This is a genomic window from Dokdonia ponticola (assembly GCF_042653865.1).
Classification (GTDB): Bacteria; Bacteroidota; Bacteroidia; order Flavobacteriales; family Flavobacteriaceae; genus Dokdonia; species Dokdonia ponticola.
In genome coordinates, this window is record NZ_JBHSFV010000001.1 from 13,545 (window position 1) to 39,804 (window position 26,260).

Annotated in this window: 29 protein-coding genes; 22 read left to right on the top strand and 7 right to left on the bottom strand. The window is 37.8% G+C overall.

Annotated elements, in window-relative coordinates; all coding sequences use genetic code 11:
• The first annotated feature begins 108 nt into the window (after window positions 1-108).
• From ACFO3O_RS00065 to ACFO3O_RS00110, 10 genes are all read left to right on the top strand, one after another.
• Window positions 109-693, top strand: a complete 585-nt coding sequence (locus ACFO3O_RS00065; RefSeq protein ID WP_379976467.1) for a hypothetical protein — start codon at window positions 109-111, stop codon at window positions 691-693.
• Window positions 686-1,606, top strand: coding sequence for an MNIO family bufferin maturase (gene bufB, locus ACFO3O_RS00070; protein WP_379976468.1), 921 nt, complete (start codon window positions 686-688; stop codon window positions 1,604-1,606). Before ACFO3O_RS00065 ends, bufB begins: the two co-directional genes overlap by 8 nt.
• An 8-nt stretch (window positions 1,607-1,614) precedes the next feature.
• A complete protein-coding gene (locus tag ACFO3O_RS00075; RefSeq protein WP_379976469.1) occupies window positions 1,615-2,448 on the top strand; it encodes an HvfC/BufC family peptide modification chaperone in 834 nt (277 codons plus the stop codon).
• A 95-nt stretch (window positions 2,449-2,543) separates the two neighbouring features.
• Entirely contained in the window at window positions 2,544-3,518 is a 975-nt protein-coding gene (locus ACFO3O_RS00080; RefSeq protein WP_379976470.1) for a peptidoglycan DD-metalloendopeptidase family protein, read from the top strand.
• Window positions 3,519-3,748: 230 nt separating this feature from the next.
• Complete coding sequence (locus tag ACFO3O_RS00085) at window positions 3,749-4,339, top strand: hypothetical protein (RefSeq protein ID WP_379976471.1); 591 nt, start codon at window positions 3,749-3,751, stop codon at window positions 4,337-4,339.
• 138 nt (window positions 4,340-4,477) lie between these two features.
• A complete protein-coding gene (locus ACFO3O_RS00090; RefSeq protein WP_379976472.1) occupies window positions 4,478-5,053 on the top strand; it encodes a DoxX family membrane protein in 576 nt (191 codons plus the stop codon).
• A gap of 10 nt (window positions 5,054-5,063) precedes the next feature.
• On the top strand, window positions 5,064-5,582 hold the full coding sequence (locus ACFO3O_RS00095; RefSeq protein ID WP_379976473.1) for a hypothetical protein: 519 nt from the start codon (window positions 5,064-5,066) through the stop codon (window positions 5,580-5,582).
• A 216-nt stretch (window positions 5,583-5,798) separates the two neighbouring features.
• Window positions 5,799-6,344, top strand: a complete 546-nt coding sequence (locus ACFO3O_RS00100; protein WP_379976474.1) for a pyridoxamine 5'-phosphate oxidase family protein — start codon at window positions 5,799-5,801, stop codon at window positions 6,342-6,344.
• Window positions 6,345-6,792: 448 nt separating this feature from the next.
• Window positions 6,793-7,548, top strand: a complete 756-nt coding sequence (locus ACFO3O_RS00105) for an isocitrate lyase/PEP mutase family protein (RefSeq protein WP_379976475.1) — start codon at window positions 6,793-6,795, stop codon at window positions 7,546-7,548.
• 1 nt (window position 7,549) lies between these two features.
• Window positions 7,550-8,626, top strand: coding sequence for a bifunctional transcriptional activator/DNA repair enzyme AdaA (locus ACFO3O_RS00110; RefSeq protein ID WP_379976476.1), 1,077 nt, complete (start codon window positions 7,550-7,552; stop codon window positions 8,624-8,626).
• Between the two features lie 44 nt (window positions 8,627-8,670).
• On the opposite strand, the gene ACFO3O_RS00115 is transcribed toward ACFO3O_RS00110, so the two are convergent.
• On the bottom strand, window positions 8,671-9,429 hold the full coding sequence (locus ACFO3O_RS00115; RefSeq protein ID WP_379976477.1) for a DUF481 domain-containing protein: 759 nt from the start codon (window positions 9,427-9,429) through the stop codon (window positions 8,671-8,673).
• Between the two features lie 399 nt (window positions 9,430-9,828).
• On the opposite strand from ACFO3O_RS00115, the gene vgrG reads away from it, so the two are divergent.
• From vgrG to ACFO3O_RS00130, 3 genes are all read left to right on the top strand, one after another.
• On the top strand, window positions 9,829-11,628 hold the full coding sequence (gene vgrG / locus ACFO3O_RS00120; protein ID WP_379976478.1) for a type VI secretion system tip protein VgrG: 1,800 nt from the start codon (window positions 9,829-9,831) through the stop codon (window positions 11,626-11,628).
• Between the two features lie 157 nt (window positions 11,629-11,785).
• Complete coding sequence (locus tag ACFO3O_RS00125; RefSeq protein WP_379976479.1) at window positions 11,786-12,085, top strand: PAAR domain-containing protein; 300 nt, start codon at window positions 11,786-11,788, stop codon at window positions 12,083-12,085.
• Between the two features lie 100 nt (window positions 12,086-12,185).
• Complete coding sequence (locus ACFO3O_RS00130; RefSeq protein WP_379976480.1) at window positions 12,186-13,055, top strand: RluA family pseudouridine synthase; 870 nt, start codon at window positions 12,186-12,188, stop codon at window positions 13,053-13,055.
• A gap of 137 nt (window positions 13,056-13,192) precedes the next feature.
• On the opposite strand, the gene ACFO3O_RS00135 is transcribed toward ACFO3O_RS00130, so the two are convergent.
• A complete protein-coding gene (locus tag ACFO3O_RS00135; RefSeq protein ID WP_379976481.1) occupies window positions 13,193-13,528 on the bottom strand; it encodes a winged helix-turn-helix transcriptional regulator in 336 nt (111 codons plus the stop codon).
• Between the two features lie 108 nt (window positions 13,529-13,636).
• Here ACFO3O_RS00135 and ACFO3O_RS00140 point away from each other — a divergent pair, with 108 nt between their 5' ends.
• From ACFO3O_RS00140 to ACFO3O_RS00155, 4 genes are all read left to right on the top strand, one after another.
• The gene (locus ACFO3O_RS00140) at window positions 13,637-14,236 is read left to right on the top strand and encodes an NAD(P)H-dependent oxidoreductase (protein ID WP_379976482.1); all 600 of its coding nucleotides are present in this window, start codon (window positions 13,637-13,639) and stop codon (window positions 14,234-14,236) included.
• A gap of 320 nt (window positions 14,237-14,556) precedes the next feature.
• Window positions 14,557-14,973 carry a carboxypeptidase-like regulatory domain-containing protein gene (locus ACFO3O_RS00145; RefSeq protein ID WP_379976483.1) on the top strand — a complete coding sequence of 139 codons (417 nt, stop codon included), beginning with the start codon at window positions 14,557-14,559 and terminating at the stop codon, window positions 14,971-14,973.
• 10 nt (window positions 14,974-14,983) lie between these two features.
• The gene (locus tag ACFO3O_RS00150) at window positions 14,984-15,670 is read left to right on the top strand and encodes a transglutaminase domain-containing protein (RefSeq protein WP_379976484.1); all 687 of its coding nucleotides are present in this window, start codon (window positions 14,984-14,986) and stop codon (window positions 15,668-15,670) included.
• A gap of 73 nt (window positions 15,671-15,743) precedes the next feature.
• The gene (locus ACFO3O_RS00155) at window positions 15,744-16,280 is read left to right on the top strand and encodes a hypothetical protein (RefSeq protein WP_379976485.1); all 537 of its coding nucleotides are present in this window, start codon (window positions 15,744-15,746) and stop codon (window positions 16,278-16,280) included.
• A 19-nt stretch (window positions 16,281-16,299) separates the two neighbouring features.
• Here the strand turns inward: ACFO3O_RS00155 and ACFO3O_RS00160 are convergent, their stop codons facing one another.
• Together ACFO3O_RS00160 and ACFO3O_RS00165 are read right to left on the bottom strand one after the other, a co-directional pair.
• Window positions 16,300-17,103 (bottom strand): lysophospholipid acyltransferase family protein, encoded by an 804-nt coding sequence (locus ACFO3O_RS00160; protein WP_379976486.1) that lies wholly within the window; start codon window positions 17,101-17,103, stop codon window positions 16,300-16,302.
• A gap of 56 nt (window positions 17,104-17,159) precedes the next feature.
• Complete coding sequence (locus ACFO3O_RS00165) at window positions 17,160-17,804, bottom strand: NUDIX hydrolase (RefSeq protein ID WP_379976487.1); 645 nt, start codon at window positions 17,802-17,804, stop codon at window positions 17,160-17,162.
• Here ACFO3O_RS00165 and ACFO3O_RS00170 point away from each other — a divergent pair.
• Window positions 17,803-18,510: a peptidylprolyl isomerase gene (locus ACFO3O_RS00170; protein WP_379976488.1), complete on the top strand. Its 708-nt coding sequence runs from the start codon at window positions 17,803-17,805 to the stop codon at window positions 18,508-18,510. The two genes, ACFO3O_RS00165 and ACFO3O_RS00170, sit on opposite strands and share 2 nt — an antisense overlap.
• A 139-nt stretch (window positions 18,511-18,649) precedes the next feature.
• On the opposite strand, the gene ACFO3O_RS00175 is transcribed toward ACFO3O_RS00170, so the two are convergent.
• Window positions 18,650-19,888 carry a M48 family metallopeptidase gene (locus ACFO3O_RS00175; protein ID WP_379976489.1) on the bottom strand — a complete coding sequence of 413 codons (1,239 nt, stop codon included), beginning with the start codon at window positions 19,886-19,888 and terminating at the stop codon, window positions 18,650-18,652.
• Between the two features lie 83 nt (window positions 19,889-19,971).
• Window positions 19,972-20,772 carry a TrmH family RNA methyltransferase gene (locus tag ACFO3O_RS00180; RefSeq protein ID WP_379976490.1) on the bottom strand — a complete coding sequence of 267 codons (801 nt, stop codon included), beginning with the start codon at window positions 20,770-20,772 and terminating at the stop codon, window positions 19,972-19,974.
• A gap of 91 nt (window positions 20,773-20,863) precedes the next feature.
• On the opposite strand from ACFO3O_RS00180, the gene ACFO3O_RS00185 reads away from it, so the two are divergent.
• Complete coding sequence (locus ACFO3O_RS00185) at window positions 20,864-21,760, top strand: T9SS type A sorting domain-containing protein (RefSeq protein ID WP_379976491.1); 897 nt, start codon at window positions 20,864-20,866, stop codon at window positions 21,758-21,760.
• Window positions 21,761-21,767: 7 nt separating this feature from the next.
• Complete coding sequence (locus ACFO3O_RS00190) at window positions 21,768-22,571, top strand: DUF6503 family protein (RefSeq protein ID WP_379976492.1); 804 nt, start codon at window positions 21,768-21,770, stop codon at window positions 22,569-22,571.
• Window positions 22,572-22,642: 71 nt separating this feature from the next.
• Here ACFO3O_RS00190 and ACFO3O_RS00195 read toward each other — a convergent pair whose 3' ends face one another.
• Window positions 22,643-24,676, bottom strand: coding sequence for a dipeptidyl-peptidase 3 family protein (locus tag ACFO3O_RS00195; RefSeq protein ID WP_379976493.1), 2,034 nt, complete (start codon window positions 24,674-24,676; stop codon window positions 22,643-22,645).
• A 94-nt stretch (window positions 24,677-24,770) separates the two neighbouring features.
• Between ACFO3O_RS00195 and ACFO3O_RS00200 the strand changes: the two genes are divergently transcribed.
• On the top strand, window positions 24,771-25,793 hold the full coding sequence (locus ACFO3O_RS00200) for an SRPBCC family protein (RefSeq protein ID WP_379976494.1): 1,023 nt from the start codon (window positions 24,771-24,773) through the stop codon (window positions 25,791-25,793).
• Between the two features lie 47 nt (window positions 25,794-25,840).
• The gene (crcB, locus tag ACFO3O_RS00205) at window positions 25,841-26,212 is read left to right on the top strand and encodes a fluoride efflux transporter CrcB (RefSeq protein ID WP_379976495.1); all 372 of its coding nucleotides are present in this window, start codon (window positions 25,841-25,843) and stop codon (window positions 26,210-26,212) included.
• The last annotated feature ends 48 nt before the right edge of the window (window positions 26,213-26,260 follow it).

The window sequence follows — 26,260 nt, forward strand, 5'->3', positions numbered from 1 at the left end:
AACGAGATTCGCCTGCCTGCCGGCATAGGCAGGTTCAACTAGCTATTTTGAATACGTCCTTTGGACTTTTCAAAACAGCGTTTCACTAACAACAACAAAACTAGAGATATGTCATCAGAATTAGTAACAAGAGAGCTTCACACGTGTATGGGGCTTAATTCATGTAAAAACGCAGGATATTCAGGAAATAATGAATGTGCTGGACAAGGAGATTGTGCTACTGCCGTTGCACACCCATGTCATACGCTAAATGCCTGTAAAGGGCAAGGTGGATGTGGCATCTTTGGAACTTCCGAAGAATTTTGTCACCCTGGAGAAAACGATTGTCGTTATCAAGGAAGTTGCGGTGTTCCTATACTTAACTCACGCTTTATGGCACAAGGCCCTAACAAAGGACGTAGTGTATGGCTGCTAGCGCGTGCACGCTTTGAGCAAAAAAGAAAGGCCAACGGAGAGAAATATGAAACTGCTCCCCTTCCCTACGGACCTACCGAAGAATATGTAAATACACTTCGTGGTACTACGGGTCAAAACTATTCTTCGTGTTCGCAAAGTGGTTCAAGATCGTGTTCGTACATCAATGATAAAGAAACTCGGAAAGCTGCGGCAGATGCAAGAGTACGAAAGATGGAAGAAGATAGTAAAAAGAAACTTGCAGAAACCTTAAAAGCGTGCCCTTGTGACAATGACTAAACGATTAGGATTACCCAATTTAGGGCTTGGATTAGGACTCAGGAATGAGCATTTTGACTACATTCTAGAAAATGAACCCGCAGTAGATTGGTTTGAAGTGATTTCAGAAAACTTCATGGATTCTTTTGGCCGACCAAGACATATATTAAAACAAATCGCAGACAAATACCCCGTGGTGATGCACGGGGTTTCTATGTCTATTGGAAGTACAGATCCTTTGAATTTTGACTATTTAAAAAGTTTAAAAACCTTGGCTGATGAAGTCAACCCTGCTTGGATTAGTGATCATTTATGCTGGACAGGGGTGCTAACCACCAATTCGCATGATTTACTGCCGTTACCCCTTAATGATGAATCGTTACGACATGTATGCGATCGAATTCGTCAAATACAAGACTATTTAGAAAGACCTTTGGTGGTAGAAAATCCGAGCACGTATGCGGCATTTAAGAATTCTACGATTACCGAATGGGATTTTTTAAGATTAATGACTGAAGAAACAGGTTGCGGATTGCTGCTAGATGTCAATAATGTCTATGTTTCTTCGTTTAACAATGACTTTGATCCTGTAGCATACATCAACGGAATTCCACATGATAACATCGTACAAATGCATCTGGCAGGACACCAACACATGGGCAACTACATCATAGACACCCACGATCGTGAAGTGACCAATCAGGTGTGGAAACTCTTCCAAATGACCTATCAACTCGCTCCAGAAGCATCAATTTTATTAGAATGGGATGGGAATATCCCACCATTTGAGGTATATCACGCAGAACTCATGAAATCAAGGAAGTATATGGATCCTCATTTTCGCGGAAGCGAAAAAGAAATACAACATGCTGATCAAGAACAAGTTTCTAATCCGTTGAATGTCGTTCCTTTGGAACTGATGAATAAATCGTAAAGGAACCTATGGAAAAAGAGAAGATCCCCCTGGCTCATTTTCAACAATGGATGCAGCAATTGCTGTTAGACCCTTTTCAACAAACGGGTGTAAATCCTAGCAAGCTCCTCCCTGATGTGTATCGTCAATTGGAGGATGTGATTCATGATTCTGAAAAGCTGTCTGCACGCGAGCATCTAGGTATCTACCAACGCAGTTATATTGCAAGATTACGGCATTGTATGTCGCAACAATTTAGCGCATTAGCATATGCCTTAGGGGACGATATTTTCTGCGCCTTTGCCGATGAGTATCTGGCGTTACGACCTTCCTACAATTACAATTTAGCACTATTAGGAAAGCATTTTCCTGAATATTTAGAAACCAATAGACCCGACAAAGACGCGCCTCAAAAAGAAGATTGGATTAATTTTGTGATTGAACTGGCGCAATTTGAATATGATCTAGGCGTTATTTTTGAACAAAAAGCAGAAGAAACGTATCAACTCGCTACTATTGATACTCCAGTAGAAAAACTCCGCTTAGTCCCTATTTGTGAGTTGTTCTCATTTGATTTTCCCGTACGCAGGTTTTATTCAGGTTTTAAAAACGGAAAAGAACCTGATTTACCTTTTGAACAAAAAACATATACGGTCGTTTTGCGTCACAACTACAAATTGGCAGTGTATGATCTGCATAAAGAACAATTTGAATTTTTAAAGTATGTAAAAGAGTCCACGACTGTTGGTGAAGCCATCAAAAAATTTAAAGAAAACAGACCAGAGGAAGCTACGCAATTTGACCGGGTTTGGAATACTTGGAAAACGCGGTGGATCGGGGTAAACCTATTTAGAATTTCATAAAGCTTAGAGTTTTTATTTTTTTCAAACCTGAACTTCTTTGCTTACTTTTAGTGTAACAAAAAATTACTATCCTTAAAAATGTTGAGTAGTACTCTATGAAACAGTTTATTCTTCTACTTTTTCTACTTGTCTCCTATGGTTGTTTTTCGCAAAACGAACAGGAAAACTATCAAAAAGTAGTCAGCGAATTCCAAACTAGCTACAATAGTTCTCAGGATGAGAACGTGTATGCGCTCTTTGACTCTTCGTTAAAGGCTTTTCTTTCTTTGGAGCAAACTTCGGAGCTATTGGATACCGTCAGATCCAATTTTGGACGTATGAAAAAGATGGAATTTTGGACTATCCATAATTCGGCACATGTATACAGAACAACCTTTGAAAAAGGAGTCTGCGATCTATTTTTCACACTCAATGAAAAGAATCTCATCAGTGGTTTTTTTATCCCAAAGAATAATACCGAAAATACATCAAGATTTGCGAGAAACGTCACCAACATGATATTCCCTTTTAAAGAAGAAGCTTTTGTCTTTTGGGGCGGAGAGACCGTAGAAGCAAACTATCACATGGCGGATATCAACCAACAATATGCGTATGATATCCTCATGGTGGCTAATGGCGCTCCATACAAAGGGGATCCTTCTAAAAATAAAAGTTATTTTATTTTTGGTAAGGATATTATCGCACCTTGTGATGCCAAAGTTGTGCAGGTAATCAAAGGAATAAAAGATAATCTGCCAGGTGTTTTAAATACAACTGACATCACAGGAAATACGCTTGTTTTGGAAACAGCCCAAAAAGAATATCTACTTTTTGCACATCTTAAGGCGAACTCTATTCGGGTACAAGAAGGAGACAAGGTCAAACAAGGTCAAGTGATCGCACAGTGTGGTAATTCTGGAAATACATCGCAGGCACATTTACACCTACAGCTTCAAAATACCCCAGACATATTCAACACCATCGGCACAAAACTGTATTTTGAGGAACTCATACGTAATGGGCAAATTAAAAAGCAATACATGCCTGTGAAAGAAGATTTTATAAAAAACACTTCCAAAATCACTCATTAATCGTCGTTTTTCATCTACAGGAAGATTTCTGAACTATGTAACTTTTTGGTTATGTTTTTGGTTACGCTTTCGCGAAAGCGCATCTCTACATTCCAAAAGTTATAATCTATATCATTTCAAAATTATAGCTATCTTACTCTTTTAAATGAAAATACATTACGAGTCTGCGAAACTATTCCATTGGTTTTTGTGGTACCTATTGGTAAAAATAATTCTAAGCAAAAAACGATATGAATTTTTTCAAAAAACTGTTTTCGTCAAAAAAAGAAACACATCCATCAGAAAAAAATGAAGAAGGGACGCCTTTTAATACCATCTATTCAACGGAGTATTTTGATAAAAGATATACGGAAGATCATATAGAGAATGGAATGTTAGATGGTTGTTTAAAAATGGTGGAAAGCTATTTTATTGATAATAAAATTGAAAGAAAAATAGCGCATCCTATGAATCATCCTACCAACCTTGATCAAGTAGATCAAGATGGTTTAGGATTTGTCTTGTATTGTAAAGCTTTTCAACTTGGAGAAAAAGAAGCAACGCTATTTTTGGCCTATGCGTTTAGTGATTTTCTAATCACTAGATATGGATTCAAATTATTTAAAGATGCTACGCCTGAGTATCCGCTACGAGGTATGACCTTAAAATATGATAGAAACGGTCTTGTATTGTCATTATATCCCTATGAATATGCCTCTAAAGTATTGACTGGAAATCAAACTTTTTCGGAGATGAATGAACGATTAGATGCGCAACTTGCTAAAATGCCAAATATGGACGACCTCTTAAGTACCAACAAAAATTCCAAAAACAATCCATAAGAAATCAATGCTGTTACTGATTCGTTTTTAACTGTCTTATAGTGAATTTCATAAAATGCTTCTAATACGCTAAGCGCGTATCTTAGCTTTATATACTTGAAATAAAACATATTAACAATAACTTCAAAATCCTACATATTGAAAAAAGAAAAAATAATAGATGTTGGCGTTTTAGCCTTACGATGGTATTTGGTGTATTTTATGATAAGTTATGGCTGGGCAAAAGTCACCTTAAGTCAATTTGGAGTACATGATCCTTCCATCATAGAGCAACCCCTTAGAGAGATTGATAGTTTTTATGTGGCTTGGCATCTTTTTGAGAGAAGTCCGTTTTTTAATATTGCTACAGGACTCTTAGAAATTTTAGGCGGAATATTACTCATTTTTAATAGGACGGTTTTGATAGGTGCATTATTGGTTTTATCTATTTTAGCTCAAATTTTAATCATTGATATCGCGTTTACAATGGGAATTCATGGATTTGGACTTCCTGTTAGAATTGGTGGAATGATCATCGCCGATGTACTTATTCTTTTTTACTACAAAGAAAAAATTATACAGGCTTGGAAAAGCCTTACGAAGGAAGTAACGACTAAATTCACCTATAAATGGTGGATATTTTTGATGTTACCTATTGTTGGTTTTTTAATGGATTTTGTGATGGCTATTCTTTTAATGCCCTTAAAATTGTTATTAAATTGGATTTGGAATTAAAAAGTAACCTATGTCTATTAAAAAAATAAGCTTTTTCGTATTAACAATCTTACTATTAAGTATAAGTTGTGCGGAAGTAAAAAAAGAAGAAACGAGCATCATAGCTGATGAAAAAGTCGATTTTGAACTTGAAAAAGCAGCTATTTTGGAAACATTAAACAATGAAACCAAAGCGGCTTTTCGCCGGGATTACGAAGGTTGGAAAGATCACTGGATTCATGATCCAAGTATTACTAAAACCTATATTGATTTTGTAGAAAACACCTTTTCTGAATCTGTTGGTTGGGAAGAAATAAGCCTGTTTGTCAAAACATTTATCGAAGAACATCCTGAACCGGAACCGATCCCCAAACTCGTAGATAACATAGACGTTAGACTTTATAAAAATGGTGCCTGGGTCATTTATGAACAACATGACGCGTTGCGAGGTCTCAAACGTGAAACAAGATTAATGGAAAAAGAAAATGGGCAATGGAAAATTGCGGGTATGCAAACCACGATTTATGGATTTGAAACCGATGAAAATTAAACACTGAATTGCTTACGTAAAGTAATCAACACATTTTTAATTCATAAGTGTTTGACTATACTCCTGCCTTTCTTTATTCGCTTTCGCGAAAGCATACCCTTGCATTTTAAAATTATAATTATCTTAATCCTTTATAGTACGAACAACTAAATAAACACTATCTACGCTAGAAAACACTGCTTTTTTATCTAGTAGATGATAGTAACCAACAGAAAAATGGGAAAGCAATTAGAGGCTATTACAGCTGAATTAAAGGCGTTTATTGAAAAACAAAAAATCTTTTTTGTAGGTACAGCAGCAGCTACTGGACGGGTCAATATATCTCCTAAAGGTACCGACTCATTCAGAGTCATCGACAAAAATAAAATTGTTTGGTTGAATTTAACGGGTAGCGGAAATGAAACCGCTGCACATCTGTTAAAGAACCACCGAATGACAATCCTATTTTGCGCTTTTGAAGGAAAACCTCTTATTCTACGATTATACGGGAATGCAAAAATATATCACCCAAGAGACCCCGAATACCACACTTATATACATCTATTTCCAGAAAATGTGGGCGCTAGACAAATCATCGAAATGGAAGTAGATTTGGTCCAAACTTCCTGCGGCTACGCAGTTCCCTTTATGGATTTTAAAGAAGAAAGAACTGTTTTACATTCTTGGGCAGAAAAACAAGGAAAAGACAACATTGAAACCTACTGGGAAACTAAAAACACCACAAGTATCGACGGTTTTGAAACTAAAATTCTTGAGGATTAAAAACTAAAATATAGTAAACCCAAAGACAAGATTTGGAATGTAAAAATCAACTCAAGGGTCAAGCTATTACATCATAGATCCCGCTAGATACTGAAACAAGTTCAGTAAACAGCGGGATTAAGCCTGCCTGCCGGAGGCAGGTGAAACTAGCTATTTTGAATGCGTCCTATGGACTTTTCAAAACAGCGTTACGTCAAAACTTTAAAAGATCCCGCTGAAAAAGCGGGATTAGTGAAACTAGCTATGTTGAATGCGCCCTTTGGGCTTTTCAAAACAGCGTTACGTCAAAACTTTAAAAGATCCCGCTGAAAAAGCGGGATTAGTGAAACTAGCTATTTTGAATGCGTCCTATGGACTTTTCAAAACAGCGTTTCACTAAAAATACATGTCTAGTTTTCGGTTGTGTACCAAATTTCATCATCGGTACTTTGCTTTAAAATATATACAGATGGAATTTAAAAACTTACACAAACAAGACAAACCACTCCTTATCGGAAATGTTTGGGATGTACCTAGTACAAAAGTGGTCGAAAAACTAAACTTTCAAGCTGTCGGCACTTCTAGTGCTGCTATTGCAGCTCTTTTAGGATACAAAGATGGAGAAGAAATGACATTTTCTGAGTTAGCATATTTTGTAAAACGAATTACACGCAATACGGCTTTACCCGTATCTGTAGATCTAGAATCAGGGTACAGTCGTGATCCAAAAGAAATTGTGAATCACATTAAACGTTTAGAACAATTGGGCGTTGTAGGTATCAACATAGAAGACAGTGTGGTAAATAAACAAAGAGTTTTACTAGATGCAGATGATTTTGCAAAAACACTTTCCGAAATAAAGGAACAGCTAGTCAAAGAAAATGTGAATCTCTTTATAAACGTACGGACAGATACGTTTATCTTACTTAAAGAAAATATACTTGAAGAAACAAAAAGAAGAATTCAACGCTATCAAGATGCCGGAGCCGATGGTATATTTACACCCTGTATTGAAAAAGAAAGCGATATTAAAACGATTGTAGATACTACTAATTTGCCCCTTAATGTAATGTCTATGCCTGATCTCCCAGATTTTGACACACTCACAAAATTAGGAGTAAAACGAATAAGCACAGGGAACTTCCTTTTTGATAAGATGTATCATACCTTTGAAGAGCGTATACAAACGGTTCTAAAGCAGCGTTCATTTAGCACTATCTTTTAAAATGCTAGTTACAGACAACCATAAAATCGAAACCTACTATCAAGCACTGTTAGACAGAAAACAGAGCTTTGTGGGTATTTTCTTTGTAGGAGTGAAAACGACATCTGTTTTTTGTATTGCCACCTGTCGAGCAAGAAAACCTAAATTAAAGAATGTCGTGTTTTATACGTCGTTTAAAGAAGCGTTGGATAACGGATATAGACCTTGTAAAATATGCAAACCCACCCAAAATGCACATCAGGCACCAGCGCAAGTGGAAAAAGCAATTACGTGGGTAAAAGAAAATCCTAAAGAAAAAATAACCGACTTCCAATTAAGACAAAAGGATATCAGCCCAGAAGTGGTGCGTAGATGGTTTAAAAAGCATTATGGGATGACTTTTCAAGCGTACCAAAGAATGTATAGAATCAATACTGCCTTTCAAGAATTAAAACAAGGAAAGAACGCTACCCACGCTGCTTTTGATACAGGCTATGAATCATTAAGTGGTTTTGGTTACATTTTTAAAAAACTTGTGGGTACATCGCCTAAGCAAATTAAAGATAGAAACATCATCCTTATCAACCGATTGACCACGCCCTTAGGTCCGATGTTTGTTTGTGCCACAGATAACGGCATCTGTTTACTAGAATTTGTCGATAGACGAATGCTAGAAACCGAATTTAAAGATTTACAAAAATTAGTAAATGCTAACATTATATCAGGTGAAAATGAGCATATCAAACAAGTCAAAAAAGAAATAGAAGACTATTTTGAAGGCACAAGAAAAACCTTTGAGGTATCCCTTGATACTCCGGGAACTGACTTCCAAAAAACAGCTTGGAATGCCTTACAAACCATAGCATACGGTACAACTACAACCTATCAGCAACAAGCAAAAAAGATACAAAATCCAAAAGCCATAAGAGCCGTGGCATCTGCAAATGGACATAATCGGGTTTCTATTATAATCCCCTGCCATAGAGTGATTGGAAAGGATGGAGAAATGACTGGATATGGTGGAGGAATCGAGCGAAAAAGATGGTTGATTGAGCATGAAAAGAACCACGCTAGTGAATCGAAACCATCCAGGATATAGCGCTCTTTTAACAAGCCTTTCTTTTTTACTTAAAACCAACGCGACTAATAGCTTTTTAACGTAAAGCCAAACGTTAAAAACCGATCTTCTTCTTTTTGGTTTTCTATAACGATACTTTCAAAAGTGTGACGATAATTCATTTTAAAGTTTAAAAATTTCCAAATAGGGAGTTCTAAACTTATATCTGCTTGCCAGCGGTAATTATCACTTTGCTCGAGAGAAGGCTGGAAATAACTTTCGTGGGTTACAATTAGTTTATTTTTAAACATATGGTAGCTACCGTTGAGCCATAATGTCCCCCGAAAGGTTTTGATAGAGGCATCTCCGTTATAGTTCATGACATTAAAATTAGTCTCGTTAAAACGAGTTTGTTCGTATTCACTAGATAGCGAAAATTTTAACCAATCTTTTTCTTTCTCAAAAAGTTGAAATGTCACACCGCCCCCTACAAGCGTACGTATATCTATTTCCCTACGAAAATTAGTACTAATAAACCCTAAGACAAACGGGTATATTTTTCGATCAGGATTGAGGTATAGAAAGTTAAGACTTAATATATCTTCATCTGCCTTTTCCTTCCCAAACTCCTGATAGACATACGAATTTTGATTTTTAAACACCCCGTTCTTCCAAGGCTTAAAACTCACATCTGTTTTTGCTCTAAAAATGAAGGTTTCTACATTTCCGCCTTGATACAAGCCTGTTACAGCAAGGCTTGCTTTTATAGTAAGGGTATCACTTTCGTTGATTTGCGCTGAAAGAAAGAGAGGAAAAAATAAAAGAATGTATAAAATTTTTTTCATTCTAATTTTTTATAAAATTACTATTCTAGTTCGTACCAGAGGTATTCGTTTACGAAAATATCAAAAGTTTCCCTTTTTCATTTGACTCAACAGCTAATTATGACGTATTTGTAAGGTTGTAAAAATTCACGTGCACTACCGATAAGGGAATCATTTATAACGACTAGTTGCTCACGATATGCTAGTCTGGTAGGGATCGCTTTCGCGAACCTGCCTGGCGGCAGGCAGGAGCGTATACATTCATCTTTAAATTAAAAATTAGTCGCGCTAATGCAACGAAGTAGTTTACATGAAAAGTTAGTATCTTTTACAAATCACTTACCGTGAACATTTAAAAACAAATAAAAATAGTTAGGAGTAGTCAACTCTTATTTTAACACCTATAAAAAAACGTCCTACATGAGTGCATCAACAACAATTACAAGTGGTGGCATAGCCACTTTTACCGTTAAAAGTAATGGATCTATCATTCCTGATGAAACTAGGGTACTTTCCATTGAAGTCAATAAAGGGGTGAATCAAATTCCAATCGCAAAAGTGGTTGTTATGGACGGATCTGCCGCAACAGAAACATTTGCTGTAAGTTCTTCCAGTACCTTTATTCCTGGCAATAAGATGACAATTGAAGCGGGGTATGATGGTCAAAATCAAGTCATTTTTGAAGGAATTGTGACCAAACAAAGTATTCAAATTGATCAAAGTGTAGGAGCTGTTTTAATTATTGAGTGTCGTGATGAAGCTATAAAAATGGCCGTCGGACGCAAAAGTGTCTCCTATACCAAAAAGAAAGATAGTGACATCTTGAGGACCATTATTAGTCAGTATAGTGGATTGAGCGCTGCTATTACGTCAACCCAAACGGAGTGGCCAGAACAAGTACAATACTATGCAACAGATTGGGATTTTCTACTCGCTAGAGCTGAAGCAAACGGAATGATTGTCACAGCACTCAATGGAAAAGTGGCTGTTTTTGATCCAAGTGAGAACACATCTTCTGTATCAACAGTTACCTATGGAGATGATCTATTAGCATTTAATGCCTCTTTAGATGCTGTGAGCCAATTAGGTGCTGCAAAAGCAACCTCGTGGGATTTTGCAGCACAACAAATTATTTCAGGAGAAGCAACGAGTAGTTATGCTGGACCAGGGAATTTATCCTCCAAAAAACTATCGGAAGTTGTGGGGCTTTCTGCGTATGAATTACAAAGCACAGCCCCCATTCAACATCCTGATTTAACAAACTGGTCTAAGGCGGCTTTGGTCAAAAGTGCGTATTCAAAAATTCAAGGCGATGTCAAATTTCAAGGAAGTAACCTCGTTGATCCTGGAAAATACATCTCCCTTGCAGGGCTGGGTGATCGTTTTGATGGCGATCATATCATATCAAGTGTGCAACATGTAATAGCAGATGGAAATTGGACTACTGAAGCCTCTGTGGGCTTATCACCTATTTGGTTCACACAAGAACCAGATGTCATGGCACCCCCTGCTTCGGGATTAGTACCCGGTGCGCAAGGGTTGTTTAATGCCACCGTAAAAAAAATATATGAAGATCCAGATAGCCAATATCGGGTGCTCGTTGATGTTCCTTTATTTGATTCTGAAGACGAAGGCATATGGGCCCGTTTGACAAATTTTTATGCTACTTCAGGTGCTGGAGCCTTTTTTATGCCAGAAGTCGGTGACGAAGTGGTCGTGGGCTTTTTAAATGAAGATCCACGGTATCCGATTATTTTAGGAAGTATGTATAACGCGTCAAACCACAAACCCTTCAATGGTTTAGATCCAAATGAAAAGAATAGTGTCAAAGCGATTGTTTCCAAATCTGGAATTACGCTAGCCTTTGATGATGAAAATAAAGAGCTTACTCTAGAAACGCCCCAGAAAAACACGGCTATTTTAAGTGATAAAGAGAAAAAAATCACTCTAAAAGATCAGAATGGGAATTGTATTGTGATGTCAGAAAGTGGTATTACGATAAAAAGTAGTAAAAATATTACTGTAGACGCTACGCAAAACTTAACCCTTAAAGGGGATCAAGGCGTGACTATAGAATCTGCTGGAGGTGATGTCCAAATCAAAGGCATGAATATCAAACATACGGCGGATATGCAATTTTCAGCGGAAGGAAGTCTGACAGCATCCTTACAAGGTGGGACAGAAACCACGATCAAAGGAGCGATGGTCATGATTAACTAAAAATAGTCGTGTCCGACTAGGACATAAGACGGCTTCGCTATTGGACCTAAGACGCAAGAACTCATTTCTAATCACTTGATAACGATACTACATACCTCTAATTTCTTCACATCCGTAACATACTATTCATAAATTAAGAACCTAAAAAAGATACATTATGCCACCAGCAGCACGATTAACTGATTTTCATGAATGCCCCATGGTCACTCCTGGAGTTCCCCCTATACCCCACGTAGGCGGTCCCATCGAAGGACCTGGAGAACCCACTGTTTTAATTGGTAAACTCCCAGCCGCTCGCGTTGGTGATATGTTAATATGCGTAGGTCCTCCAGACAGTATTGTAAAAGGATCGGCAACGGTCATGATAGGCGGTATGCCTGCCGCACGTATGGGAGACCCCACCGCACATGGCGGATCTATCCTTTTGGGAGATACAACCGTACTCATTGGAGGATAGTCGGAGTGCCTATTTGTTAATGATACGCTTTCGCGAAAGCTTGTAAAGATATATATACACCCAAGCGCTATGTATGATGTATATGTGTCGCTAAAACAAAATGAGAATCAACGCAACCGAAACCCATATAGTCCCAAAAATCCCCGCTCCTATTCGGTTACAAGAATATGGTGTAGGTCTTTTTGTGGCGGCTTTAACGAAGTCGGCCCTAAAAAAAGCACTCAAGAAGAAATTCATCACAGTCAATGATGTGACAGCAACGACAGCGACTATAATCCGTGGAGGGGAATGCATTAAAATCTATATTCCTAAAGATGTGGCGCCTACAAAGAAATTGATTTTACCTCTTACCGTTTTATTTGAAGATGAATATCTCGCTGCTATTCATAAACCAGCGGGGGTTTTGGTGAGTGGTACTAGTTTTAAGACGATTGCGAACGCGCTTATTCAAAACCTTCAAAGAAGTTCGCTACCTGATGCTACAAAACCTCAGCCTGTACATCGATTAGATTATGCAACTACAGGTATTTTATTGGTGGGAAAGACGAGCAGTAGTATTCGTGATTTGAACCGTATGTTTGAAGATAAAAAAGTAGAGAAAACCTATTATGCTGTTACGATTGGCAAAATGGATGTGCAAGGAAATATCACTTCAGAGGTGGACGGTAAGCAGTCACAATCCACCTATACGGTATTAGAAACCGTTTCTTCCAAAAGATTTGGTAAACTTAACATGGTAAAGTTGGAACCCCAAACAGGAAGAAGACATCAATTACGCAAACACTTATCTCGTATTGGAAATCCTATACTAGGCGATAAAGACTACGGAATTGAATCGCTAATTTTAAACGGAAAAGGCATGTATTTACATGCGTATTCTTTAAAATTCACACATCCATATACACGGGAAGAAATGTACCTAACAGATGAACTATTAGAACGGTTCCAAAAAATATTCACTCAAATTTGATCGAGCAATACTTATAAAGAGCCTAAAAGCAACCTATCTAGGGTAAGTCTCGAAGTATTTAAATCTTGATTATCGGTTAAATAATCTCAGAGCAATCCTAAGAAATATTCGATGGAATATATTTTTTGAATATAGATTTAGCCAACAGATTTTTCAATAACAAAGTTGCCCCAATCTGCAATTGACTGTATTAATGGAACGAGCGTTTTTCCAAATTCGGTTAAGGAATATTCTACTTTTAAAGGAGGCTTTGAAGTATGCACCTTCCGTTTAATGATCCCATCTTCTTCTAATGTCTTTAACTGTAAGCTTAGAGTTCTTTCAGTGACTGTTGGCATTTGTTTTCTTAATTCATGATATCGTAGCGTTCCTTCTATTAAATGATATAAAATCACTGTTTTCCACTTCCCTCCTATTATTCCCATGGTAAGGCTTGTGCAACATGGATATTCTTTTCCTTTAAATGTGTACATACTCAAAATAAAAAATGATACTATCCTTTTTGACCGTTCTTGCAAAGGTAAAAAACTATACTTAGTTTTGCTACTATAAAATATATAGTATACAAAAAAAAGAAAAATATGAGCTTTCTAGAATCTATGCAACATCGATATACCACAAAAAAATACGATGCATCCAAAAAAATTGAAAAACAAAAAATAGAAGAATTACAACAGATTTTACGCCTAACTCCTTCCTCTATAAATAGCCAACCATGGAAATTTACATTTGTTTCCAATCCTGACACCATACAGAAACTTTCAGAAGTATCCTGGATCAATACAAATAAGCTATTAGATAGTGATACCACGGTTGTATTCAGTCGTATCAATAATCTCTCTTTATTTGAAAAACAAATTGAGAAAGAACTTCCTGAAGGTGCTGTCAATTATTACAAAGAATACATAAAGCCTCAGTCTGAAGCCCAAATCAAAGCTTGGTTTGACAAGCAGGTGTATTTGGCTTTAGGTATTTTATTAAGTGCTTGTGCCGAAATGGGTATTGATGCAACACCTATGGAAGGAATTGAACCAGAAAATTATGACAAGATATTGAATCACACGGATTATACAACGCTTGTAGCGGTCTGTATAGGACATAGAGACCCAGAGGACTCTAATCAACCAAGTAAGAACCCTAAGTCAAGAAGAGCACTTCAAGACGTTATAGAGACTATTTGAAATTAAAAAAGTAAACAATGATCTCGCTAGATACTGAAACGAGTTCAGCAAACACCGAGATTAGTTCTACAACTGTTTTAGCAGAAGTCCCAAGAATGGGGCTTCTGCTTTTTTATGAAGTATCCTAATCGTCCATAAATTCCAAATCAAGAAAAATATTGAAAGTGATGTGTGGTGGTTTTCGCTTTAAGCGAAAGAATATTCAGTGGCATCCTCGCTCAAAATAACACTTCCCTAAAGCAACTATCGCGTTACCTCAATACACCTTTGTAAATACATAAAGGATGCCTAGGTTTGATAGAAACAAAAACACATATCTTATGAAAACAGCATGTATGACTATCCATCAAAACGTTTTAAAAACGTTTTTGGCTTTTGGTATTTTAATGACCTTTAGCCTTTTTACAAACACAATGAATGCGCAAACGACAGCCTCAGGACAAACAGTGACAGGCGTAGTCACTTCTGATTTCGGTAATGTCTCGCAAGCAACAGTGATCTTAAAAGGCACCCGTATTGCCGTGGTCTGTGATGAAAACGGCGCATTTACCTTTCCTCAAAAATTAAAGAAAAATGATGTATTACTCATCACCTCTTTAGGGTTTGAAGATACTGAAGTGATCATTAAGGAGAATACCACTTTCGTGAAACCTTTCTTAGAAGGGATCGAACTCACAATTATTGGAGCGTTAAGGACCAAAGCTGTCACTAAAGCAAAAGACCCTCTCAAACAGTAATCTTTTTTAGATGAAAAACGGAATTCTTTTAGGGCTCTTCTTCTGTATGCTTTCTTTGCACGCACAACGTGCTGATTTTAAAGAGATCGATTTCGCGAAAGCGGAAAACATCGCCATAAGGCATCAAGGAGAAGAGCTTACTCATTTACCGGCACTTGCATTTGACTTAACGTCTCAATTGCACTCTGATGTCGAGCGTTTTAGAGCCATTTACTATTGGGTAACGCACAATATTTCAGGCAATCATGGGTTGTTATCTCAAAATGAACGCTATCGTAAAAAATTAAAAAACGATCCTGAAGCCTTACAACAATGGAATCGTAAGTTTACAAAAGAAGTTTTCGCCATCCTACTTGAAGACAAAGAAACCGTTTGTACGGGTTATGCATATCTTATTAAAGTATTGTCCAATTTGGCAGGGATTGAATGCAAAATTATTGATGGATATGGAACACCTAGCGGACAAAAATCAGTGTCAAAAACACCCAACCATTCATGGAATGCAGTACGGCTAAATGGCAAATGGTATCTGTGTGATGCCACGTGGTCTGCGGGATACACCGATTTATCTTCCTTTTTATTTGAATTTGAGTATGATAATTCCTATTTCCTTCAAAAACCGTCTGAATTTGTAAAAAGCCACCAACCACTAGAGGAGAAATGGACGTTGTTACCAGCGGTTGAGGAAGAAAAATAACTACGTATTATTTACTGTCTTTTAGTAACTTAGCATTCATTTTAAAAAAATCAAAATATTTATAAAAGTGATTATGTGTCAATTTGATGGAAAATTTTTATTGTGCACGTGTGCAGATGATTTAAAGGAAGAAGAGGTTGATTGGAAATTAAGAAGACGCATACCTAATACAAGCAATGTAGAGACTTGGATGTTAAACCATCCTCCTATTGAACTTCTTAGTAGCACCGCAGGAATGATGACTATTCCTGATAAATTTAAGGAAATAACGGCTGAAGAAATAGATTTTCACTATATCCAATTGGAGACGCTCTTTGATAGCTTTTATGAAAATGAGAAAAAACTAAATAAATTAAGAAGTAATAAGAAAAATGAGTATAAAAATATAGGGTTTCACATTCAATTAGAATTAAATAGAAGAGAATGTTTTGATACCCCTATGCCCTTTCAAGATAAAGATTTACTCACCATAAGGTTGGATAAAGAATTAAATGTTTGGGCTAACTTTATATATAAAAATTCTATATGGATCATAACACATCTTTTGATAAGCGATAAGGATCATAAAAAAATCTTGTATGGAAAAATTAAAACTAGCAGAAAAGCATAAAAATTCCTGTTTAAAACTTTTAATACTCCCACTGTCGCTTTTTATTCAGTTCTTCTTCTTTTTCTAATTCTTCAATCGGGATTACTTTAAGGAAAGAGGGATGTTGCTCAATGGCATATTCGAGTTGTTCTACGATCTTTTCTACAGAATCATTTTCGTAATCAATCACCAGCGGTTCTTTGATTTCAAACGTTTGTAGAATATTGCGTTTTTTGATGCGTAGTCCTTTCTTGTCAAAACTACGCCTAAACCCATCAATTACGATAGGTACCACAATAGGCTTGTATTGTTTAATAATATGTGCAGTTCCTTTACGAATAGGTTTCCACGGTTTTGTGGTTCCTTGCGGAAAGGTAATTACCCAACCATCCTCCAGGGCAATTCCTATGTTTTCTGTATCTTGAAAATTAACTTGACGGTCTATCTCTTTCCCTTTTTCACGCCATGTTCTACTTACTGTAATAGCGCCTGCATACGCAAGAATACGAGGTAATAAACCACTTCGCATGGTCTCTCCGGCAGCAACATAATATAAATTTAATTTAGGATTCCAGAGGTAGCCTATATTTTTGATAGAATCGTCTCTCCCGCTCAGACTCGCATTAAACACATGAAACATGGACACCACATCAGCAAAATACGTTTGATGGTTAGAAACAAACAAAACATTGGTATCAGGGAGATCTCTCAGTATCTCAGAGCCCTCTATTTGTAGTTCATTGAAGCCTCGATAACGCCTATGTGTTAAGGCACCGGCGATGCGAATAAGCCATCTTTTTAAAAAAAGTATATGTCCGAATGGATTGGTTTTAAATAGACCCATGTATAATATTAGATATAACTGTCATAAAAACAGAATGACAAAGATACAAAACCTTCTTATTCTTGACTAGAAAGTAATAAGACCTTTACTTCGCTTAGCATCATCGCGGTGGCACCCCAAACCACATGACCATTTAATAAAAATGCGGGGACATCGATATCGTCCATATAAGAAGTAGACAATCGTTTTGTAATCACAGCACTATCTGACAAAAAATCTTCTAATGTCACTTCGATAAGTCCCTCTACTTCTTCTTCTTGAGGTACAAACTCTAAAGGTGAAGTACTGTAGCCCAAAAAGGGATAAACATAAAAATTACTAGGCGGTATGTAATTTCGAGTCATTTGCTTTACAATAGTAATTCTATGTCTAGAGACACCTATTTCTTCTTCCGTTTCGCGCAAAGCGGTGTCCAACATATCGACATCTGTCTCTTCTACTTTTCCTCCGGGAAATCCCACCTGATTAGAGTGCACCCCTTTATATGTTTTTCTAAGGATCAAGATCATTCTAGCGCGTCCTTCCTGATCTGGATAAAACAGCACCATAACTCCTGCCTTACGAGGGTTTAAGGATGTTATCTCCAACTCGGTAATCTGAGTAACACGCTCCATGGGTGCCATCATAAACAGCGCTTCTTTTCCTGGTAATGGCAAATTGCTTATTTTTGAAAGTAATCGTAAACAGGTATCAAATTTCATGTATAAAGCTATTATTCTTTTATTTTTTGCAACGCTTTGCTTAAGCTGTCAAGATACTAAATCTCCCAAAAAAGAGGCGTCTCCAGCGCCTGTAATTGTAGACACCGTTCCAGAAAAAAAAGAGGTCAAACCCCCTAAAGGCACCCCCGGAAATCCGATGATTGCCTCACAAGCCGAATTAAAACCTTTTTTAAAAAAATACGGAGAAGAACATCCAGAAACCAAGGTACGTATCAAGACACGCTTTGGAAATATTGAAGTTGAACTTTTTGAAGATACCCCATTGCACAGAGCTAACTTTATAATGCTTGTGAAAAATGGCTATTTTAACACCACTCAGTTTCATAGAGTTTCCCCAGATTTTGTGGTACAAGGAGGCAATAATGACACCAAAACCACAGCGCTCAATAGAGAAGGCATCGGGAGATACTTGCTGCCAAATGAGGCCAAAGCACACCACCCACATGTACGAGGTGCATTTTCTGCTGCTAAGTATAGTGAGCAAAACATCAGTAAAGCTTCCTCCCCTTTTGAGTTTTTTATTGTACAATCCCATCGTGGCGCCCCACATATAGATGGAGAGCATACTGTTTTTGGACGAGTAACCAAAGGGATGAGTGTCGTAGATAAAATAAACCAAGTGACGGTAGATGCTAGCGAATGGCCCGAGGAGAATATTTATATGGAAATTGAGATTATTGAGTAGCTGTTTTAGCTATTGGCTAGTAAGTCGGTAGCTGTTAGATATTAGCTCCTTGTAAGGTATGAAATGTTTTTACTCTATCTATGTTTTTGCTTTCGAGAAAGTGAATAAAAGCTAAATATTACCAGTCAACAGCCAATAGCTAAATACCTTTTCGTAAATGCACTACGCGCTGTAACAACGTGGGATGCGAATAATTCAGTTGTACGTATAATGGATGTGGCGTGAGATTGCTTAAGCTATTTTTGGATAGTTTTTTAAGCGAACTTATCAATGATTCGGCTTCATAGGTTTCAGCGGCATATTGGTCAGCTTCGTATTCATGCTTTCGCGAAAGCGCATTCATAAAAAACCCTGTTACTGCCGAAATAGGCGCATATAAAATACCAAAAACCACCATACCTACGTGAAATGAAGGTGTTTCAACACCTACTGCCTGTGCAATGATAGGCTGCGCAAGACATAAAGAAAACAACCATAAAGTAATTCCTGTAACAACGATAGAAAGTAACAAATTGGTGATGATATGTTTGCGTTTGTAATGTCCTACTTCATGCGCTAGCACTGCCACAATTTCGGTTTCTTCTAGGTCGTTGATCAAGGTATCGTAGAGTGTAATTCGTTTCTCATGACCGAGTCCAGAGAAATACGCATTGGCTTTGGTGCTTCGCTTAGAACCATCGATCACAAAAATATGGGTGAGGCTAAAACCAACTTTGGACGCATAGGCTTCTATTTGGTTGCGTAGATTTCCTTCTTCCAAGGGTGTTTGCTTATTAAATATCGGAACAATAAAGCGTGCATAGAACATATTCATCACCACTGAAAACAAGGTAATAACACCCCAAGCGTAGATCCAAAACAGGTTTTGGGTCGCTTCGTAAATCCAAATAATAAGAGCTAACAACCCACCACCAATGATAATACCCATCACCCAGCCTTTGAGTTTATCTAAGAAAAAAGTAGTGCGATTCATTTTATTAAATCCAAATTTCTCTTCAATCACAAATGTACTGTAATACTCAAAAGGCGTATTTAGCAGATCACTTGCCAGCATAATTGCCCCAAAGAAGATAAGCGCTACGCCAATAGAACTGTCTGTAAACGTTCGTGCCCATTGATCCAAGATCGAAAAACCATCTAAAAAGAAAAAAGCGAGTGTAAGCAACAAACTAAACGTAGCCGTATAGGTATCAAAAAGGTCTTTGGTGATTTTATAATCTTGAGATCTAAGGTATTCCTGTTCTGTATACACATCATTGAGTAGTGCTGGAATCGGTTTTTTTGCATGTCTTGCATTGAGATAACTCATCACCAGATCTACAATGTAACTTAAAACAAGAATGGAAATAATGATGTAAAATAATATAGGTGCGGTCATAGAATGAAGGAATCTGTCTTGATATAATTGTTTTAGTTAGTTAGGGTTTCCACTTTCTTTTGAGATTTCCGCCTTCGCGGAAATTAAATGAAATTTCGTTGGCGTTTGGCTTCAAATACAAGAATTCCTGCGGCGACACTTACATTCATGCTGTCTATAGCGCCTCCCATAGGAATTTTAATATTTTGTGTGCTTACTTCTCTCCACGCTTGAGTAAGTCCCGTCGCTTCTGTACCCACTACAATCGCGGTGGGTTGGGTGTAATCTTGCTCGTGATACGGTTGTGCTTTTTGTAAAATTGCACTAAAAATCTGAATCTTTTGATCCTGTAAAAATGAGATCACCTCGGATGTTGGCGCCAAAGCAATTTGCGAGGTAAACACACAGCCTACACTCGACCGGATGATATTGGGGTTGTACAAATCAGTTTTGGGATTGGCGATGATGACGGCATCAACCGCAGCGGCATCTGCAGTACGGAGTAATGCACCAATGTTTCCAGGCTTTTCGGGTGCTTCAGCGATGAGCAGCAACGGATTTTGGGGTAATTGTAATTCTTGCAAAGAGGTGTTTTTTGCTTTCGCGAAAGCGATCACAGACTCTGTCCCATCACGATACGCTATTTTACGATACACCTCCTCAGATAGGATGGTCACCGAAGCAGTTTGCAACGAATTAATAAGTGTTACCACCGAAGCCTCCTCTTGAAACCCTTCCTTGATATAAAGCGCTGCAATGGTGTACTGTCCCGAAATCGCAAGACCAATTTCTCGAAGCCCTTCAATAATAAAGCCCCCTTCTTTTTTACGGGAACGTGATTTTTCTTGTAATTGTAAAAGCCGTTTTACAGCTGGATTTTGAGCGCTTGAAATGTGTTTGTGCATATCACAAAGGTACAGCCTAATGTGTATATTATTCAAATACGGTTAAAAATATCATGAACAAGAATCTCATAAAGTTCCTTACTTTTATAGGATGAAAAAAACTACTTTAAAATTACTAGGAATCCTATGTATTCTTAGCTCATTCACGGCTGCGTCACAAGTAACAGCCAATGAGCCTCAAGATCTTATTACGTGTGACATCAATAATCCAGGCGATGGGGTCGAGATTTTTGATTTGACCACAACCATACCAGAGATTATCGGCGATCAGACCAATGTAACGGTTACGTTTCATCTCACCTCTGGAGGTGCTCTAGGGAATGACAATGGATTTCCTAATCCAGAGGCTTATGAAAACATCGTGAATCCACAGCTGGTTTTTGTACGCGTACAAGGGAATGGGGATAGTGTCATCACGACTTTTACGATTGAAGTTCGCTTACCCTTTGAACCTGATACCACTACGCCTGACCCTCTTGTCCTTGTTGATGCTGATGGTAATGGTATTGAAATATTTGATTTAACAGATATCATTCCGCAATTTACCAATGATCCTTTTGTGGTGGATATTTCCTATTACGAGACTTTTCAGAATGCAGAAACAGCATCCAATCCTATTGCAGATCCAGAAAATTATACGAATATCGTAAATCCGCAGACAATCTATGTACGTTTTCAAAACGCTCCTCAAGAAGAATGTGTGACGATTGTTTCATTTGATATTTTTGCAGATGATGGAACCATTGGTGTCCCCGACTATATCCGTCCATCTGTAAAAATATATCCAAATCCTGCTTCATCTGTAATGACTGTAGAAAATATCGACTTAGAGGCGAGGATCACCCTATATGATATGTTGGGACGTACGGTAGCTTCTTTTGTAAATGATCAGACAAACGCATATACAATAGACATAAGTGCATTCACTAAAGGCATGTATTTTATGAGGGTAGATGACAAACAACCTATATCATTCATAAAAAACTAACCTTCTCATGAAAAAAATGATGTTATTCATTGCTGTGGCAATTTTCGCTTTAAGCTGTAAAGAAACCACAACCACACAACAAACAACCACGACGACGTCTACTCCTGAGGTTACAAAAACACCTGAAAAGTCATATCCACCATCTATTGACGCTGTGTTTAAAGCACATGGCGGTATTGACACTTGGAACACGATGAATGCTTTATCGTTTACGTTACAAAAAGAAGGGGGCGATGAGCTCCATACCGTTGATTTAAAATCGCGGAAAGTCACCGTTGAAACGGATAAATATACGATCGGATTTGATGGAGAAAAGGTGTGGATCGCACAAGATTCTACGTATTTCCCGCCACAACGTGCTCGTTTTTATCACAACCTGATGTTTTATTTTTACGCAATGCCTTTTGTCTTAGCGGATGATGGAATTACGTATAGTGAGGTGCCTGCCTTGGAATTTGAAGGCGTTTCGTATCCAGGAACCAAAATTTCGTTTGGTGCAGGTGTAGGTGATGCGCCAGATGATGAGTATATCCTGTATCGTAATCCTACTACACATCAAATGGCATGGCTAGCGTATACAGTTACCTATGGTAAAAACGAAAAGAGTGATCGTTTTAGTTATATCAAATACGACCAATGGACAGCAGTGAATGGTGTACAATTACCGAGTGTTTTACAATGGTATAAAGTAGAAGATGGACAACCAACCACCTTAGCTTCTGAACGTACATTTACAGATGCCACTGCGTCTGCTAAAGCATTAGATGCTTCTCAGTTTGAGATTCCAGAAGGGGCTGTGATTGCAGAGTAGTTTTACGAGACTTCTAACAAAAAATGCTGTCCAGATTTGGACAGCATTTTTTTTAATTACCTAATTTTAGATTACTTCAAAAACCCATAGGTCTTTGCATATTGTATCATTTGTGTTTCAAAATCGAGAGGTTGTTTTACAGTGAATCCTGTAATTTCTCCATTTTCTGTCGTAGGAACAATCACTGGGTTCACAAAACCGCTATAGGGAGCGCTTTTAAACTGGCTGTTACGATTTAGTACTTCCGCGTGTAGTACTTGGTCAACTTTAACGCCATAGTCCTCTACAAGAGCTTTGGCTGCTTCATAATCGCCTTCTGAAGTGATCCGTTGTGTCTCACGTAATAATTCTCCAAAGATGGTTCTCAGTTTCTCGTAGTCATTGATATTGTAATAGGTTTTCCCGTCACGAGTTACTTTTTCGATCACATTTTCTTCTTGTCCTCGTTCAAAAGCCCAAGCACTCACCCACTGGCGGTTCACCATGTGCGCTTCTTCTACGTCATCTCCTAATTCTAATCGAATCAGCTGTGTGACCAATCCGTTACGGATATAGCCGTCATAGGCAGCTTTTCCCGTTTTCTCCCAGTCTTCTACCAATCCTATTTCTTGAAGTTTTGGATCCATTAAATAATAGAGTCCAAAAAGATCGGCACGTCCTTCTTCTATAGTAGACTTATACCTTTTTAAGGTTTCTTTTGGAGTTCCTACTCCTTCATTGATTTGTCCAGAAGCATGCCCTACCACTTCGTGTAGCGCTGTGTGAAGCTTATCACCTAACTGTCCGTATTTTTCTTCCAATTCAACTTCTTCTGCGTCATGGGCAAATTCTTGTAAACGTCCAGAGCCTCCAGCACTTGCATAGGCGCTAATGATATTTCCTAGTGATACTGATTTACTTCCGTGCGTTTGTCTAATCCAGTTATTGTTAGGAAGGTTTACTCCAATAGGTGTACTAGGTGATGCATCTCCAGCTTCTCCTGCAACAATCACTGTTTTATAAGAAACTCCTTTTACACTGTCTTTTTTGTGTTCTGGCATTAATGGAGAGTTGTCTTCAAACCATTGTGCTTCTTCAGAGAGGACTGCCATTTTTTTAGACATATCAAAATCCTTGATCTGCACAATAGTCTCATAAGACCCCTTGTATCCTTTTGGATCGTTATATACTTCTATGAACCCATTGATCCAATCGATATTTCCTTCGGTAGAGGTTGCCCAAGCGATACAGTAATCGTCCCACGTATCTAAATTTCCTGTTTTATAATACTCAATGAGTAATCCTAAAGCTTCGGCTTGTTTTGGGTTTTCGGCAACACCTTGCGCTTTTTCTAACCATCCGATGATTTCATCAATGGCCTCTCCGTATAAACCACCGCTTTTATACACCTGCTCTACGAGCTTTCCATTTTCTTTAATCAAGCGTGTGTTTAGTCCTATTTCAATAGGTTCTTTTTCATCTACTTCAATAGCACCATAATAGGCTTCAACTTCGTCTGTCGTCACATCGGGTCCGTAAAAGTTTATCGCACTTTCTAGTACAATATCTGCCTCTTTAGAAAGATTTACTTTTTTGGCATCTTTATCATTAAAAATTACTTCAAAAGCCTCTCCTTCTAAGGTGGCTCCAGAAGCAGCAAGAAGTTCTTTGAGATAATCGGCAGAAAAGTCAGGTTTTAATTTTGCATTACTATAATGATGATGGATTCCGTTAGAGAACCAAACACGTTTTAAATATTCTTCAAAGTGCTTCCAATCATCTGTTGTTTTATCTCCTGTATAAGATGTATATATCTTTTCTAAGGCGTTTCTGATTGCTAGATTATGGCGATAGTTTTGTGCCCACATGATATCACGTCCAGCAAGCCCTGCCTGTGTCATGTAATAGACGAGTTTTTGCTCTTTAAGGGTCAATTCTTCAAAGCCAGGCACCTGATATCGTAGAATTTTGACATCTGCAAATTGATCTACTGGTTTGTCGAAGGCTACGTCCGCTTTCGCGAAAGCGTACTCATCACCATCCTTAGCTGCTGTTTGTTGATTTTGATTACAACTCACCGCAAATAGTGCCGCCAGAGCAACACTGTAAATTATGTTATATTTCATTGAGATTGTTTTTATAAAGTTGTGTAAAGATACCAAAAATAGAAGTTTTAAAAATCCTTTATCTTAGCCATTACGAACCAATCCCCTGTTGACCATGAAATTTTTAAAACTACTCTTATTCCTTTTACTTATTTTTTTAATTGGAGGTACTATTTACTTTGCTTCGAAGGACGGTACCTATGACATTAAAGAACACAGAGAAATGCAAGTTCCTACAGCTGTCGTTTACAATACGGTAAATGATTATACGACATGGGAACATTGGGGACCTTGGAAAAAAGAAGACTCTACCCTATTGTTTACGTATGACGCGACCAAAGTGGGCGTTGGTGGAGGGTATTCTTGGGATGGTGAATTTCCTGGGTCTATGAAAACCACCGCAGTTCAAGAAAACAAAGCTATTGAACAGAATCTTACCATAACTACCCCGGGAGGTGAACGTCTTTCTAACGTACATTGGACATTCACCCCAACAGATACAGGAGCAGTAGAAGTCACTTGGCAAGTTACTGGAGAACATACCCTTTTGGATAAAGTCTATTTTGCTTTTTCAGGGATGGATTTTGAAGGGGATATGCGTAGTATGTACACCACAGGTTTAGAAGGATTAGAAACGTATGTGAGAGAAAAAATGGAAGATCACAATGTAACTATACATGGAATTACCGAGTATGGTGGTGGATTTTATTTATATAAAACAACGTCTGCAAGTGGCACAAATATAAGTGCTATTATGGGTCAGAATTATGGCGAAATTATGCAGTTTATGAGTCAAAGAGGCATTACGCAATCAGGCATGCCTTTTACTATTTATAATGAGATGAATCCTAATGGAGCCATTATTATGAGTAATGCAATTCCTGTTCCGAATGCTATAGAAATTCAAGAGGAAGGTACTATCCTAAGTGGCTATTTACCCCGAACCAAAGCTGTGAGAGTAACGCTTAAAGGAAATTACTCATATCTAGGGAAGGCATGGGCTGAGGCCATGCAATACATAACACAGTATCAATTGACGCAAAGTGAACAAAAGCCTTTTGAGATTTACACAAATGATCCAGGAGATTTTCCTAATCCTGCAGACTGGACAACAGATATTTATATTCCGATAGAGTAATAAAAGATATTAATCAATGTGGAATAAAAAAAAGGGACAGAAATAGCATGAAACAATTAGTACTTGTTTTTATAGGAGGTGGTACAGGAAGTATCGCCCGGTATGTACTTGGAAAAGTTTGGAATACTTCTACTTCAGGTATCCCCTATGGAACGTTAACTGCAAATATTTTGGGAAGTCTTATTATTGGTATTGTTCTAGGATGGGCCATAAAGAATGAAACCTTGTCCAGTAATACAACCTTATTATTGGCTACTGGCTTTTGTGGTGGGTTTACGACCTTTTCAACTTTTGCTTATGAGAATCATAACTTTCTAAAAATTGGTGATCTCTTACCATTTGCTATATATGCGATAGCTAGTTTTACAATCGGCATTCTTGCTGTTTTTGGCGGGATGTGGATTGGTAAAGTGTTGTAAGCACCCAATATATAGTGGCTTGATTTTGGTCATCTAACCACCATCAGT